This window comes from Zobellia alginiliquefaciens (genome assembly GCF_029323795.1).
In the GTDB taxonomy this organism is placed as follows: domain Bacteria; phylum Bacteroidota; class Bacteroidia; order Flavobacteriales; family Flavobacteriaceae; genus Zobellia; species Zobellia alginiliquefaciens.
Genome location: NZ_CP119758.1, coordinates 2970931 through 2985945, shown reverse-complemented (window position 1 = coordinate 2985945; position 15015 = coordinate 2970931). Strand labels below are relative to the sequence as shown.

12 protein-coding genes and 1 tRNA gene are annotated in these 15015 nt (G+C 38.1%); 3 read left to right on the top strand and 10 right to left on the bottom strand.

The features are described 5' to 3' along the window. Positions 1-40: 40 nt before the first annotated feature. The gene (gene eutB, locus P0077_RS12495; RefSeq protein WP_276165569.1) at positions 41-2356 is read left to right on the top strand and encodes an ethanolamine ammonia-lyase subunit EutB; all 2316 of its coding nucleotides are present in this window, start codon (positions 41-43) and stop codon (positions 2354-2356) included. Here eutB and P0077_RS12490 read toward each other — a convergent pair whose 3' ends face one another. From P0077_RS12490 to porV, 6 genes are all read right to left on the bottom strand, one after another. After that, a complete protein-coding gene (locus P0077_RS12490; RefSeq protein ID WP_276165568.1) occupies positions 2357-3037 on the bottom strand; it encodes an SDR family NAD(P)-dependent oxidoreductase in 681 nt (226 codons plus the stop codon). It abuts the gene before it with no gap. After that, positions 3037-4068 carry a M28 family metallopeptidase gene (locus P0077_RS12485; RefSeq protein ID WP_276165567.1) on the bottom strand — a complete coding sequence of 344 codons (1032 nt, stop codon included), beginning with the start codon at positions 4066-4068 and terminating at the stop codon, positions 3037-3039. The genes P0077_RS12490 and P0077_RS12485 overlap by 1 nt, the downstream gene beginning before the upstream one ends. Positions 4069-4157: 89 nt before the next feature. After that, positions 4158-5798, bottom strand: a complete 1641-nt coding sequence (locus P0077_RS12480) for a pyruvate dehydrogenase complex dihydrolipoamide acetyltransferase (RefSeq protein WP_276165566.1) — start codon at positions 5796-5798, stop codon at positions 4158-4160. Between the two features lie 8 nt (positions 5799-5806). Continuing rightward, entirely contained in the window at positions 5807-6802 is a 996-nt protein-coding gene (gene pdhA / locus P0077_RS12475) for a pyruvate dehydrogenase (acetyl-transferring) E1 component subunit alpha (protein ID WP_276165565.1), read from the bottom strand. A 157-nt stretch (positions 6803-6959) separates the two neighbouring features. After that, complete coding sequence (gene cdd, locus P0077_RS12470) at positions 6960-7442, bottom strand: cytidine deaminase (RefSeq protein ID WP_276165564.1); 483 nt, start codon at positions 7440-7442, stop codon at positions 6960-6962. A 76-nt stretch (positions 7443-7518) separates the two neighbouring features. Then, the gene (gene porV / locus P0077_RS12465; RefSeq protein WP_276165563.1) at positions 7519-8670 is read right to left on the bottom strand and encodes a type IX secretion system outer membrane channel protein PorV; all 1152 of its coding nucleotides are present in this window, start codon (positions 8668-8670) and stop codon (positions 7519-7521) included. Between the two features lie 464 nt (positions 8671-9134). Between porV and gldJ the strand changes: the two genes are divergently transcribed. After that, positions 9135-10805 carry a gliding motility lipoprotein GldJ gene (gldJ, locus tag P0077_RS12460; RefSeq protein WP_276165562.1) on the top strand — a complete coding sequence of 557 codons (1671 nt, stop codon included), beginning with the start codon at positions 9135-9137 and terminating at the stop codon, positions 10803-10805. Between the two features lie 70 nt (positions 10806-10875). Then, positions 10876-12150 (top strand): UDP-N-acetylmuramoyl-tripeptide--D-alanyl-D-alanine ligase, encoded by a 1275-nt coding sequence (locus tag P0077_RS12455; RefSeq protein WP_276165561.1) that lies wholly within the window; start codon positions 10876-10878, stop codon positions 12148-12150. Between the two features lie 51 nt (positions 12151-12201). Here P0077_RS12455 and P0077_RS12450 read toward each other — a convergent pair whose 3' ends face one another. From P0077_RS12450 to P0077_RS12435, 4 genes are all read right to left on the bottom strand, one after another. Beyond that, the gene (locus P0077_RS12450) at positions 12202-13026 is read right to left on the bottom strand and encodes a mechanosensitive ion channel family protein (protein ID WP_276165560.1); all 825 of its coding nucleotides are present in this window, start codon (positions 13024-13026) and stop codon (positions 12202-12204) included. An 18-nt stretch (positions 13027-13044) separates the two neighbouring features. Then, positions 13045-13230: a hypothetical protein gene (locus tag P0077_RS12445; protein ID WP_194529694.1), complete on the bottom strand. Its 186-nt coding sequence runs from the start codon at positions 13228-13230 to the stop codon at positions 13045-13047. 5 nt (positions 13231-13235) lie between these two features. Continuing rightward, positions 13236-13808, bottom strand: a complete 573-nt coding sequence (locus P0077_RS12440; RefSeq protein WP_276165559.1) for an RNA polymerase sigma factor — start codon at positions 13806-13808, stop codon at positions 13236-13238. Between the two features lie 973 nt (positions 13809-14781). Continuing rightward, positions 14782-14856, bottom strand: a tRNA-Val gene (locus P0077_RS12435). Positions 14857-15015 lie beyond the last annotated feature (159 nt).

The following is a 15015-nucleotide window of genomic DNA, read 5'->3' as shown; positions in this document are numbered from 1 at the left end:
CAGTATACCAACGAAGTGATTGAAAGATAAAAATTGAGATATGGGCCGTATAAACAGAAAACAATTCTTAACCAGAATGGGACTTCTAGGAATCTCATCCGTACTATTTAATCAAACCAGTCTTACCGCTCAAGCCTCTATTCCGCCACCTACAGAAGGTATTACCCTTTCAGAATTAAAAAAAGGAGAGTCTATTTTCGCTTACATCAAACGTCTAAAGGGAAAACTAGACCTAACACTTTATCGTCAAATACTGGGTGCTGCCAATGATTTTAAAGAAGGCGACCTAAGTTTGGGCCTAGCGGCTGCAGGCTCCGTTTCAAGAGAAAGAGCACGTACCTTGTTGAGTAATACCAGAATTAAAGATTTAAACGAAAAATCTATTTATATAGACGAAATAGCCAAACTGATCAGCTCTTCTACCCAGACCGATAGAACAATAGAAAATTGGACCATTGGAAAACTAAAAACTTACGTTTTGGACCAGCCCGAAGATGCCATCAAGAAAATCATGCCCTCACTCACTAGCGATATAATTGGTTGCTTGGTAAAACTGATGAGTAATGACGAATTAATACAGGTAGGCGAAAAAGTGTTTAACCCATTACCGAACAGCAAAATTGGGAGCAAAGGTTATTTGAGCGCAAGGGTTCAACCAAATTCACCTACGGATAATGAACAAGATATTTTATGGCAGGTATTCGATGCATGGTCCTATGGTGTGGGAGATTTGGTACTGGGCACCAACCCGGTATCTAGCGAAATAGAATCCGTTGCAAAAATAGAGCAGACTTTATTTGATGTTTTAACGGTTTTTGGACTGGAAAAAACAATGCCCAATTGCGTACTCTCCCATATTGATGTTCAAGCAGAAGTAGAAAAAATTCAACCTGGTACTACTGGCATTTGGTTTCAAAGTCTAGCCGGTACCGTAAATGCCAATACCACTTTTGATGTCAGCATTGAGAAAATGCAAAAGCATGTTGCCAACAGAACAGCACAGTATGGACTCTATGCCGAAACTGGGCAAGGAGCGGACTTCACCAATGGCCATGGAGAAGGTTTTGATATGGTTTTACACGAAGCACGCAAATATGGCTTTATCAGAGCTCTACAACTGAAAGCCAAACATGGAAAGCCAAATGAGAAAGCACCATGGTTCCATGTTAACGATGTGGCGGGTTTTATAGGGCCAGAGGTATTTAAGACCAAAGAACAGCTCGTTCGGTGTTGTCTGGAAGATACGGTTATGGGCAAACTACACGGACTAACTATTGGTTTAGACATCTGCTCTACCCTTCATATGGATGTTAGCCTTGAAGATTTAGATTGGTGCATTTCTGAAATAATGCCCGCCAATCCGGCTTATTTAATGGCTTTACCTACAAAGAACGACCCTATGCTAAGCTACCTTACCACTTCTTTTAGCGACCACGTGCGCATACGAGAACAGTTCGGATACAAAATTAACGATGCTATGTGGGATTTTTTCAAGCATATTGAAATCATAGACCAGAGCGGTAAACCTACAGAACATTTTGGAGACCCGCTGTGGGTATATTATAAATTCTGCAAAGCCAAAAAGGACAATAGGGACATAGCCGATATTTACGAGGAAGGAAGAAATATAATCGCACAGATAAAGGAACGTGGCGTTCCATTGGCGGAAGGGTATGGAGAAAATATCTGGAATCTTGATCCGCAACTGGAAAGAGAAGTAAAATTGCTTTATGAAGATGCCAAGGTTAGCTTATGGACAGAAATTACTCCAGAATTTATCTTAACCGTACCTCAAGCAATTTCAATTACAACAAACTCCACAGATCGCAAAGACTATGTTTACCATCCTGAATCAGGAGAACACTTAGGGCAAAAAGCGGTTAAAAGTTTAGAAAACTTACGTAATTCCTGGGCTGAAAATATTCCAGACATTCAATTTATAGTTTCTGATGGATTAAACCCTAGAGCCTTAATGGATGATGGTCACCTATTGCCTTACATTACCCATTTAAAAACCATCTTAAATAACAAAGGCTATTCCGTAAGCTCAAAGAATATCGTCATCAAACATGGTAGGGTACGTGCGGGATATGCCTGCGGAGAAATATTATTCGGACAACGCAACACTTCAGAAAATAAGGGCATTGTGCATATCATTGGTGAACGTCCGGGATCAGGGCACCATAATTTTTCGGCCTACCTCACCAGTGCACCAATGAGCACCTGGACAAACACAGGAGCCGTAGACCATAACATATCAAAAGTAGTTTCGGGTATTTCGGATACTTCATTAGCACCCGAAATTGCAGCAAAGCAGACCGTTACGATTCTTGACCGCCTGTTTACCGTATTTTAATTAAGGTGTACTATTGCTCACTTGCAGCAACTTTCCGTTGTAAAGTTGGTTTCCGGTCAACGCAAAACTCTTAATGTATTCTGCCATTTGCAATGCCGTAGTCGAAGCTTCATAACCAGGGAAGGCTTCCTCTAGCATTTCGGTTTGAACCGCTCCCAAGGCCAACACATTAAAAGAAGGTCCAGTTTCCTTGAACTCTTCCGCCCAAAGTTCCGTAAGTGTTATTACAGCTCCTTTACTAGAACTGTAAGCCGATAAACCCGGAAACTTAACGCTCCCCTGTACTCCGCCCATAGAACTAATGGTTACCACATGACCATTTTTCGGCATTTTAGGAATAACCCTTCTGGTCATTTCCGCAACACCGAACACATTCACCTTATAGACCGCTTCAAACTCTTCCGCTTCAGTTTCAAGGAATGGCTTGTTCAATAATCGTCCTGCATTATTGATCAACAGGTCTACAGAGTCAAAATTTTCATCTATGAAATCCTCCATCTTTTTAAAATCCGAAGGGCTTCCCAGATCAAATGGAAAGCTAGAGATATTTTCATGACCCAATTGAGAAATAGGCTTATCATTACGAGATAAAGCTAAAACCTTATGACCTTCGTCCGCAAATAATTTAGCAAGTTCAAAACCAATACCCCTGCTAGACCCGGTTATAATTACGTTTGCCATTAGTTGTATTTAATTTCTTTAGTTGATGAATTAGCGATGCCCTCAAGCACAGGTATACTTTTATTGATTAAGTTGGCCATATGACCAAAGTCCATCTCAGAAACCTCATCACCAACTTTGTGGTAGTGGTCAAAATTTGTAAAATCAAAAGTGCACAACGTTTGTGAAGGAACATTGAAAGCTTCGTGAAACGGATAATTGTCCGATCGTTTAAAAAGATTGAATTCTTTGGCTTTCGGTAAAAATCCAGCAAACTTTTCTGACGCATATGAATTTATGACCTCTGCCATATTAGACGCTTCATAACCCGTTAAATACGCCAAATAATTTTTTGCTACTAGAGGCACTCCTACCATCTCATAATTTATCATGGTATAAAGATTGAAATTCTGCTCTTTTAATTTCTGTGCCAAATGTTTTGAACCTAATAATCCTTTTTCTTCAGCGCTGAACAGTACGAATAGAATGCTACGCTTGTTAGTATTTTCTTTTCCAAAGTAACGCGCTAGTTCCAATACTGTAGTAGTACCGGCTGCATTATCATTGGCTCCATTTGCTATTTTATCTCCATTCTCTTCGGCAATCAGACCTATATGGTCATAATGGGCACCTACGATTATAAATTCATCTTTTAGTGAAGCATCGTTACCTTCTACTACACCAACAACATTAAATGCCGGTTGATCATAATTAGAAAGCTTATCCCTGTAGGAATCAAAATAAGGCTTGACATTGTTCTTGGAGAAGATATCTTCAATATACGTGGCCGCTTTATCTATGCCTTCACTACCGGTATCTCTGCCTTGAAGGTCATCCGAAGCTAAAAAATTCATCATAACACCCACTTGCTCCGCATTTGCAAATTGACTAGGAGATATACCCTCTAAATCACTGGCTTTTTTTGGCACTTCCATCAAGTTGCGGTCAAATTGAACCGCCTCTTCACTCTGAAGGGTTACCGATTCATCAATTTTTGAAGAACCACATGATAGGGCCAACATTCCAGCCAAAAACAGAATACTCTTTTTCATATGTGATATTATTTAAGGTACAATTTAGAAATAAAAAAAGGCATCCCGAAATAACCGAGATGCCTTTATTATAATAGTTTGCCATTGGTTTATGCCAGCATTGTCACCGGGTTTTCCAAATAAGCACGTAATGTCAATAAAAATTGAGCGCCTGTAGCACCATCAACTGTTCTATGGTCACACGCCAAAGTCACTTTCATTGTGTTACCCACTACAATCTGACCGTCTTTAACCACTGGTTTTTGAACAATAGCTCCAACCGAAAGAATTGCAGAATTAGGCTGATTGATAATTGAAGTAAACTCCGTGATACCGAACATACCTAAATTAGAAACCGTAAACGTACTACCATCCATTTCTGCAGGAGTCAGTTTTTTATTTCTTGCACGACCGGCAAGATCCTTAACCGCAGAACCTATTTGAGTAAGACTTAATTGTTCCGTAAACTTAACTACAGGAACAACAAGACCTTCATCTACCGCAACGGCAACACCCACATGTACATGGTGGTTATAACGCGTTGTATCTCCGTTCCAAGTGGTATTCACCTGAGGGTGTTTTTTTAATGCCATGGCACATGCTTTCACGACCATATCATTGAAAGAAACTTTAGTATCGGGCAATTCGTTAATCTGCTTTCTAGAAGCCATTGCGTTACCCATATCTACCTCTATTGTAAGGTAATAATGAGGCGCAGTGAATTTGGATTCAGATAAACGTTTCGCAATGGTTTTACGCATTTGCGAATTTTTCACTTCCTCAGAACTCTCTTCACCTACAGGTAAAATTACGGGAGCGCTTGCAGGAGCCGCGGCTTGGGAAGCTGCTTTTGGAGCTTGCGCTTCAGCAGCAGGTTTATAGCTTTCAATATCCTTTTTAACGATTCTTCCGTTGTCCCCAGAACCGGAAACATTAGATAGGTCAATTCCTTTTTCCTTGGCAATTTTCTTAGCTAAAGGTGAAGCAAAAATACGCTGACCATCATTTGTTGATTTAGAGCCCGATGTATCCTTAGCCGCCTCCTTCTTAGGTTCTTCTTTTTTGGTTTCGGCAGATGTACTTTCTTTTTTACCAGAAGATGGCTTAGCGCTCAAAACAGCATCAACATCCGTACCTTCTGGCCCTATAACAGCTAAAACAGCATCAACAGGAGAAGACTCACCTTCTTTAATACCAATGTATAATAAGGTACCAGAATAGAAAGATTCAAATTCCATTGTAGCCTTATCGGTTTCGATTTCAGCTAAAATCTCACCTTCTTCTACAGTATCGCCTACGTTTTTCAACCAAGCAGCTACCGTACCTTCTTCCATAGTATCACTAAGACGTGGCATCTTTACGACCTCAACTCCTTCAGGAATTTCTCCAGAAGCACTTGTATCATCAGATTCTTCCGAGCTTGAATTCTCCGGCTCATTACTTTCTTCCGCCTCGGCATCATCATCTTCAGAACTACCTGCACTACCGTTCAACAACGAAGAAATGTCCTCTCCTTCTTCACCAATAATAGCCAATAAAGAATCTACGGGAGCACCGTCTCCTTCTTCAATACCAATATGCAATAAAGTACCTTCATAGAAAGATTCAAATTCCATTGTGGCCTTGTCAGTTTCTATTTCTGCAAGTATATCGCCTTCCTCAACTTTGTCACCAACGTTTTTCAACCATTTGGCTACGGTACCTTCTTCCATGGTATCGCTCAAGCGGGGCATATTTATTACTTCTGCCATTTACTTAATTATTTATGTTGTACAAACGGAAAATCTTCTTGCTCATAGACCATATCGTACAATTGCTGTACTGGTGGATAGTCGGATTCATCTGCGAATTTTTCACATTCCAAAACCAACTCTTTCACCTTCTTGTCTATTGCCTTTATATCGTCTTCTGACGCGTACTCGTTCTCTTTAATAATATCGAGAACCTGAGTAATAGGGTCTATCTTTTGATATTCCTTTACTTCTTCTTTTGTTCTGTAGTGTTGGGCATCGGACATGGAGTGACCTCTATATCTATATGTTTTCATCTCAAGGAAAGTTGGTCCACCACCAGAGCGTGCTCTTTCTACAGCTTTACTAACCTCTTGAGCTACAGTTACAGGATCCATACCATCTACAGGACCACAAGGCATTTCATACCCTAAGCCCAATTTCCATATATCTGTGGAATACGATGTTCTTTCTACTGATGTACCCATGGCATACCCATTGTTCTCACAAATGAAAACCACCGGAAGCCGCCACAGCATAGCCAAGTTCAATGCTTCGTGAAACGAACCTTGGCGCACAGCACCATCGCCCATATAACACAAAGTAACATTATCCCTACCTGCGTACTTGTCTCCAAAAGCCATACCAGCACCTAAAGGAATTTGACCTCCAACGATACCATGACCTCCATGAAAACGATGTTCCTTAGAAAATATATGCATTGATCCTCCCATACCCATAGAGGTACCTGTAACCTTACCATATAACTCTGCCATCACTTTTTTAGGATCAACACCCATACCAATTGGTTGAACGTGGTTCCTATAAGCCGTAATCATACGGTCTTTGGTTAAGTCCATTGCATGCAATGAGCCAGCCAGAACAGCTTCTTGACCATTATACAAGTGTAAAAAACCTCTAACTTTTTGCTGAATGTAGACCTGTGCTAGCTTGTCCTCGAACTTGCGCCAGAACAACATATCTTCATACCATTTAAGATATACTTCTTTGGTAATTTTTTTCATCGATGCTAATAATTTGGATTCGTGGTTACAACATCCTGACTGTCCATTTTTATTTCACGGAGCCAACCAGAAGGGCAAAAATACATATTAAATCAATAGTTGAAAAAAATTGAAGTAAAAGGTTTGTTAGAATTTATCCCAAGGCCGTGAAGAACTGTTACAAAAAAGAGCTATTAAAGCCTAATGGTAAGATATCTGCCATAGAATTACATTTAAAAACCTTCCCCTTTTCCCCCATCATCATCAGGGCAATAGGCTTTTTCTGCTTCACTTCATATTCAGATATAGCCTGTCTGCAATTACCGCATGGAGCAGCTGGATCTGTCAACACATGATTAATGGATGTAGCCGTAATAGCTATTGTCTGGATACCTACTCCAGGATATTTAGCTCCCGCATAAAAAATTGCCACCCGTTCCGCACACAAACCTGACGGATAAGAAGCATTTTCTTGGTTGTTACCGGTAACAACTACGCCATTTTCCAACAGTATTGCAACTCCAACCTGAAAATTAGAATACGGGGCATAAGCATCCCCTCTTGCGGCTACCGCATCGTTCATTAACTTATTGTCTTCGGCAGAAAGCTCGTCAATTGAATCAAAAATGCTCAATTCAAAAGTTATATTTTGTTTTTGCATACTTCTTTTAGTGAGGGTCTAAAATAAGAAAACCTACCAAATGGCAGGTTTTCTTATGATATATTTATTCGATTACTTAATCATTGTAAAACTCGTCTCCTAAATTAAAAGTCAAAGAAAAGCGCAATGAATTTTCCACTGGGTTAGTAACTTTAGATGTAGAAAACAAGTATGAAAGGTCTATTTGAGCGGAGTTAAATTTAAAACCTGCACCAAGTGTAAAGTACTTTCTAAAGCCTTTTACATCACTCTCATTAAAATATCCCGTACGGAACATAAAAGCATCTTGGTATGTATATTCAGCACCTAAGGCCCAAGTCATTTCTTGAAGCTCTTCACTAAAACCGTCAGGAGCGTCCCCAAAAGATTTAAACACACCACTTAAGAACCCAATACTCTGATATTCATCATTATCTGCTGAATCTAAATTTCCATCGTCATTAAAATCCTGTGGAGTTGGCACCAACAGTTTATTGAATTCTGTTGTAAGACCAATTACGTTGTCTTGATCAAGAATAAAATCAAAACCAAAACCAAACTTTAAATTAGTCGGGATGAAGTTATCTTGCCCGTTTTCGTCATAAGCAATTTTACCTCCTAAGTTAGAGATATTAAAACCACCCCTCCAACGACCATCAAACCTATTATAAGCGATTTCTCTTGAACGATAAAAACCGGCTACGTCTACCGCAAAGGTACTTCCCGGTTTGGAATCTACATTATTGTCATTTTGAAATTTGAGGTTAGACCTAATATATCTACCCCCTACAGCCATTGAAAATGTAGGGCTCAATTTTAAGGAATAAGACCCATCAAAAGATAATTCATTAGGTTTAACTATAGTACCTACATCATCAAAAGTTTGTCTAAGCTCAATATCTCCCAACGTAAAGTAGCGAAGACTGACCGCAAACGCACTCTGATCATTTATCTTATTAAAATAACTGGCATTTAAAAGACCTATACCAGAAATAGCATTGCTCAAATACGGAGTATACCCCATACCAATACCCATTTTGCGTTCTGCGAATGCAAATTTCGCGGGGTTCCATTGTTGCGAATATGCATCGGTTGAAGTGGCTACACCTAAATCACCCATACCCGCCGCTCTGGCATCTGCTGTAATGTTTAAAAAGGGAACTGCTGTGGTAATAACTCGATCACCTGCTTCTTGGGCCGATATTTTGCAAGCAAATACAAGCAAAACAAGAATAGAAAGTTTTTTCATTTTTAAATAGAGCTAAATTTAGTCGGTCTAATGATACTATATAGTGTTACAATCCAAAAAAATATTAGATGTACTACATCTAAACGGGCATTTAAGGAATATCTTGTATAAAAAATGCAATATTTTTTAATTTACACTTCTAATTAAATACGCCGCGCAAAATACGTACATCTTTTGTAATTTCGTACTCCAATTAAAAAATCAAGCTTAGCTGGTGATTTTTAAGTAAAAGAAATGCAAGTAGCCATACTATAAACCTATTTGTACCGTTATGAATTTTAAGGCGGCATAGGTTATTTAGAAATACGAAGGCCCCAGTTTGACAAAATAATTTTTGGCAAATAAAATATTATGTGCAAAACATCGTTTTATATGCCGAAAGTGACACTAAAAATTAATCAAAATAAAATAACCAACTGCGCTACCATTTTAGCAGTGGTGCTATTTGAACTCAAGTCCTAATTATGAAAAAACAGTTTATCAAAGTTGTACTTTCTTGTGCAGTATTAGCTGGAGGTTTTACAGTTACTAGCTGTAAGAAATCTAGCTCTTCCAAAGATGTGTCGCGAGCCACAGGCTGGAAAATAAACGCCAAAGAAGGTGGTTTTCAATACAATACGGATTTCAAGGAACAAGAAACGGCGCCAGGCCTTGTATTTGTTGAAGGTGGTACGTTCACCAAGGGTAAAGTCCAAGATGATGTGATGCATGATTGGAACAACACCCCTACATCTCAACACGTACAGTCATTTTATATGGACGAGACCGAGGTAACCAATGTAATGTACTTGGAGTATCTTGATTATTTAAAAAGTGTTTACCCTCCGGAAAATCCGCAATATGCGAATATTTATAAAGGAGCCTTGCCCGATACTTTGGTTTGGAGAAACCGCTTAGGTTTTAACGAAACTATGACCAATAACTATTTGAGACATCCTGCTTACGCAGAATATCCTGTAGTTGGTGTTAACTGGGTTCAAGCAACACAATTTGCTGAATGGCGTACAGACCGTGTAAACGAAGTTATGCTAGAAAGAGAAGGATATTTGGCAAAAGATGCTAAATACCAAGCTGCACAAGGTGAGGTTGCAGGTACGTTCAGTACAGAAGCCTACCTTAACAGACCTGAATCAGTATATAACGGACAAATAGATTCTTTACAAGGGAAAGCTAAAAAAGACAGTGTAAATACATTCGCTAAAAGAAGTAGTGGTGTAATTATGCCAGAATATAGACTGCCAACGGAAACGGAGTGGGAATATGCCGCACAAGCTAACCAAGGTAACCGTGAGTACAACAATTACAGGGGTAGAAAAAAATACCCTTGGGAAGGCGATTATACTAGAAACGGACAACGTGTTGGTCGTGGTGATCAATTGGCCAACTTTAAACAAGGTAAAGGAGATTACGGCGGAATTGCCGGATGGTCTGATGATGGTGCCGATATTACTGCTCAAGTAATGTCTTACAAGCCTAATGACCTTGGTCTTTATGACATGGCAGGTAACGTTGCAGAATGGGTTGCTGATGTTTACAGACCAATAGTAGATGACGAAGTAAGTGATTTTAACTACTACCGTGGTAACATCTACATGAAAACTGCAATTGGTGAAGACGGTAAAGTCAACATCCTTAGAGATTCCGTAATGTATGACACCTTACCAAACGGAAAGATTGTTGCAGTGAACCTTCCAGGAGAAATTAAAATGGTTCCTGTAGACGAGGAAGAGACGTACTTAAGAACAAACTTCTCATCTAGTGACAACAGAGGATACCGTGATGGTGACCCAGGTTCTTCTAGATTCTTTGACCAATTTAGTGATGAAGACGAGGAGCAAGATGACAGCAAGAAAATGTACAACTCTCCTAAGCATAGTGTTGAACGTGATTCTGCAGGAAAATTGGTTAGACAATATGACCAATCAAACAATAGATCTACATTGATTAATGATGAAGTAAGAGTTTACAAAGGTGGATCATGGAGAGATCGCGCCTACTGGCTAGACCCAGCGCAAAGAAGGTATTTGCCACAATATATGGCTACTGACTATATTGGATTTAGATGTGCCATGTCTAGAGTAGGATCCAAGTCTAAAACAAAGAACAAAACACCAAGAGGCAAAAAAGTAAGATAAGCTCTTAAAACATAATTTTTATAGAAAGTCTCGGTACATAATGCCGAGACTTTTTTTATACTTTTACTTTATGAAAACAGCGCAACTGCACAGCATCTTTTTAGAGTTCCCCGAAATCTGTACGGATACCAGAAAAATAAAGGAGAACAGTATTTTCTTTGCTTTAAAAGGAGACAACTTCAACGGAAACAAATATGCTTCCGAAGCTCTTAAGAATGGCGCCGCTTACGCTGTTATTGACGAAAAGGAATTCGCAATATCCGACCAACACATTTTAGTTGATGATGTTCTGGTAGCCTTGCAAGAACTAGCTTCTTTTCACCGGAATTATTCTGGCGCTAAAGTTATTGGTCTAACAGGAAGCAATGGAAAAACGACCACTAAAGAACTAATAAATGCGGTACTATCTAAAAAATATCGCACCATTGCCACCAAAGGCAATCTCAACAACCATATTGGCGTTCCGTTAACCCTACTTGCTATAGAAGAAGATACCGAAATTGCTATAGTTGAAATGGGAGCCAATCATCAAAAAGAAATTGAATTTTTGTGCAGTCTAGCACAACCGGATTTTGGATATATTACCAATTTTGGAAAAGCTCATATTGAAGGTTTTGGTAGTGAAGAAGGGGTTATCAAAGGAAAGAGCGAACTGTATGATTACCTAATTAAAAACGGTAAGCACATTTTTATGAACGGTGATGATTCTATTCAATCTCAAAAACTAGGTAGTTACATAAAAAAATATGGCTTCAGTTCAGATCAAAAAGAGTTTTATACCATAGAGTTTTTAAGTGCGAATCCATTTGTAAAAGCATCCGTGGAAAATCAGGTTATAGAATCGCAACTCATAGGTAGTTACAATTTCACAAACTGTGCTGCTGCCATTCTTATGGGAAAGTATTTTAATGTACCCCTAACAGATATAAAAACAGCCATAGAAAGCTACGCTCCTAGCAACAACCGTTCTCAGATCATTACTCATAAAGGACATCAAATTATTCTTGACGCCTATAATGCCAACCCTACCAGCATGACGGCCGCTCTAAACAATTTCTCCCAAATGGAAGGAGAATCTAAAATTGCCTTTTTAGGCGATATGTTTGAACTGGGAAGTATTGCCTCTATCGAGCATGGAAATATAGCTGATTTAGCTAGCCAGCTAAACTTTGATACGACCTTAGTGGGTGAAAATTTTAACCGTATTAGTACAAATCTAAAAAAACACAGTTCATTTGATGAACTTAAAAAAAGTTTAAAAGACAAACCGTTACCTCCAAAAAGCCTAATTCTAATTAAGGGATCTCGCGGTATGGCCTTGGAGCGAATTTTAGATTATATTTAATAATTAAAAAAAAGGTAACACTCCCTAAAGCACCACCTCAACTACCTAATATTACTCCAACTTAACTCGGTTTTCTACAATCTCTTTAATAGGCACTATCAGCTTCCCTTCCTTGGTATTCAAGGTCACGCTAATACTATCTATAGCTACAATAGTACCTTCTATATCTGCAAATTTAATTTTATCTCCCGCAGCATAACTTTTTCTTGCATAAAATGTCTTCAGAAGACTTTCTACCACATTTCTAGACCCTAGCCCTAATCCTAGAGCAAAAGCCAATAAGAAAGCCCCTAATATAAGTGTGAAGTTACTGGTGAACATAGATGTATCTATGCCTGCCTGATTTAAGGCAGTTATAGTTACAAAAATTACGATAATATAGAAAACAATGCTACTAACAAGCTTTCCACCTCCAAAGCCCATAGAGTCAAAAACACCCTTAAGTGCAGATTTAATAAGTTTGGCAGCATACAGTCCGATCATAAAAATGACCATTGCACTTAACAAGATCGGCAAATAACGCAATAGGTTGGCAATCTCTTGTGAAATAATGGTCAACTCCACAATATCTGCCGCCACAATAATAAAGACAAGCAAAAGAATATACTTCACAAATTGAAGCAAGACCTTTTCTATATCGATTTTTACATTACTATCTCCAAACAATCTAGCTTCGTTGATTTTATCCGAAACTTTACTTAATTGTGCAATCTTGAATACTTTTTTCAAAATAAAGCGCACTACTTTACTAATGGCCCACCCTATTAATAAAATAACGATAGCTCCTAAGATATTAGGCAGTGCAGAAGCTATATCCGCCACAATGGTGCTTAAGGTATTAAAGGTTAAATTTTTCCACTCTGAAACTTTATCCATTTTCTTAGATATTACACGTTAAATAATGTCGGGGTTGGTTTTGAACATATCTTCTATTGCAGACTTATAATTGCATGTGAACAGGTTTGCCATGTCCATAACAAGTTTAGCCGAAGCTATATCATCCATAACCTTCTTCTTTAAATGAGGAGGAACCTCGTGCAACGAGTCTTCCATTTCCTTAAATGGGTTTTTCTTTTCCATAGACGTTATGGTATTTTATTATAAGCTTCCACTATCCTAGACTTTGCCCGTTTCAATCTCATTTTAACCGCGCTTTCCCCAATATCCAATATTGAGGTCAGCTCTTTTATAGAGATATCGTCTTGATATTTTAAAAGCAATATTTTCTTATCCTCAGGATCTACCAATTCCAAGGCCTTTTTGAGTTTTTCCGAACGCATATTAGCTATTTCCGTATCATCATCTACCACCGATATAGGTTTAGTTGATTGGGAAATAGAGTCGGATTTATCACTCATTAATCGTTGCTTATTCCTATTTAAATAGTTTACACAAAAATTATAGGTAAAAGCATACACCCAAGTAGAAAATTTGGACTTCCCTTTAAAGCTTGAAAGCTTAACAAAAAGCATCAAAAACACATCTTGAGTCAAATCCTGCGCTTCGGCCTGCGAATTAGCAAAACTATAGCACTTATTATACACTCTTTGCGCATACCTATCATAAAGTACCGCAAAAAGCAAAGCATCATTTTGCCTAGCTATCTTACGAACAAGTTCTTCATCCGATAATGATTCCGGTTGTACTTCTGTTTCCAATATTTGGTTCAGGTTGCTAGTTACTTAATTGTGACCCACAAATCAACAAAATGTCTCTTTATGTATCTTAACGGACTTGTCAACAACATGCAAAGGTAAAAATATAGTATAAGGAATTAGCTACAAAGCCAAAAGTAATTAGCATATTCTCTAAGAAGGCAAGATGAACCTATACAACAAATTTCAAAGAACATTAAAATCAAGCTTTCGTCATAACTTGATCAACTTAACAAAAATGAAATTACTTATCCGAGCATATTTCAACCCCAAGATTCTTATGCCTTTGACCATATGGTCTCCCAACCTCTTCTACTCCAGGTTTCTTTTTCATTTCGTCTTTGGCTACCAAAGATTTCTTCGTCTTAAACCGATTAGTTGAAAATAAAAAATTGGGTAACATAATTAGCATACCCAATAAAAAAATAGCAATGCTTATGCTAAAACAAAAAAATACAAGATCATTCATCATATAGCAATTTAGTTAGTGTATGTAGTTAGACACAGTGATTAACAAAAAGTCACTTTACTTAAACACACATGCAACTACTATCCTCACAAATAGATGGAATACAACAAAAAAACCTCTAATATTAAAACATAAATTCTATTCTGATTTTTCCTTCAATTTTTTTTGCCATTTAAACCCTTTCCGCAATCTGGTATAATTCCTACCTTCTTTAATATGCTTTTTAGAAGACAAAACAGAAGGTATTACAAACAACATAATCACTAGAAAAATGATTAGACTAATTGCTAAAAGCAGGACAAAGGGATTCAACACGCTTAGTAATTAATGGGTTATACACTTAGTAGGAAACCACTTAACGAAAAAAGTCACTAAAAAGGGCCAAAAAATCCATTTTTGCTACAAAACTTACATGAAATAGCGATTTATGGTTCATAAAGGCCAAAAAACTATGCCCATTTAATCAAGAAAAATAAATTTTGAGAAATAAATAGTGAAGAAACATTGTGGGTCATACTGGATTCGAACCAGTGACCTCTGCCCTGTCAAGGCAGCGCTCTAAACCAACTGAGCTAATGACCCCAAAATAGTGGGCCAAAGGTAAAATTAATTTCGGATTAAGAAAATATAAATTGCAGGGCTCAGATGATTAATTCACTACCAAACGTCAACACTTTTTTGATTAACTGTTCACAAAACCGTTAATCAAGCACAAATAAAACTTCAATATATAAAGTTATA

Bases quoted from the DNA above. Each gene is read 5' to 3' on its own strand.
- P0077_RS12445 (WP_194529694.1), bottom strand. From the start codon at position 13,230: ATGGAAAAGAAAAACCCATTTAAGGAAATGGAAGACTCGTTGCACGAG.
- pdhA (WP_276165565.1), bottom strand. From the start codon at position 6,802: ATGAAAAAAATTACCAAAGAAGTATATCTTAAATGGTATGAAGATATG.
- eutB (WP_276165569.1), top strand. From the start codon at position 41: ATGGGCCGTATAAACAGAAAACAATTCTTAACCAGAATGGGACTTCTA.
- P0077_RS12490 (WP_276165568.1), bottom strand. From the start codon at position 3,037: ATGGCAAACGTAATTATAACCGGGTCTAGCAGGGGTATTGGTTTTGAA.
- porV (WP_276165563.1), bottom strand. From the start codon at position 8,670: ATGAAAAAACTTTCTATTCTTGTTTTGCTTGTATTTGCTTGCAAAATA.
- P0077_RS12450 (WP_276165560.1), bottom strand. From the start codon at position 13,026: ATGGATAAAGTTTCAGAGTGGAAAAATTTAACCTTTAATACCTTAAGC.
- cdd (WP_276165564.1), bottom strand. From the start codon at position 7,442: ATGCAAAAACAAAATATAACTTTTGAATTGAGCATTTTTGATTCAATT.
- P0077_RS12480 (WP_276165566.1), bottom strand. From the start codon at position 5,798: ATGGCAGAAGTAATAAATATGCCCCGCTTGAGCGATACCATGGAAGAA.
- gldJ (WP_276165562.1), top strand. From the start codon at position 9,135: ATGAAAAAACAGTTTATCAAAGTTGTACTTTCTTGTGCAGTATTAGCT.
- P0077_RS12455 (WP_276165561.1), top strand. From the start codon at position 10,876: ATGAAAACAGCGCAACTGCACAGCATCTTTTTAGAGTTCCCCGAAATC.
- P0077_RS12485 (WP_276165567.1), bottom strand. From the start codon at position 4,068: ATGAAAAAGAGTATTCTGTTTTTGGCTGGAATGTTGGCCCTATCATGT.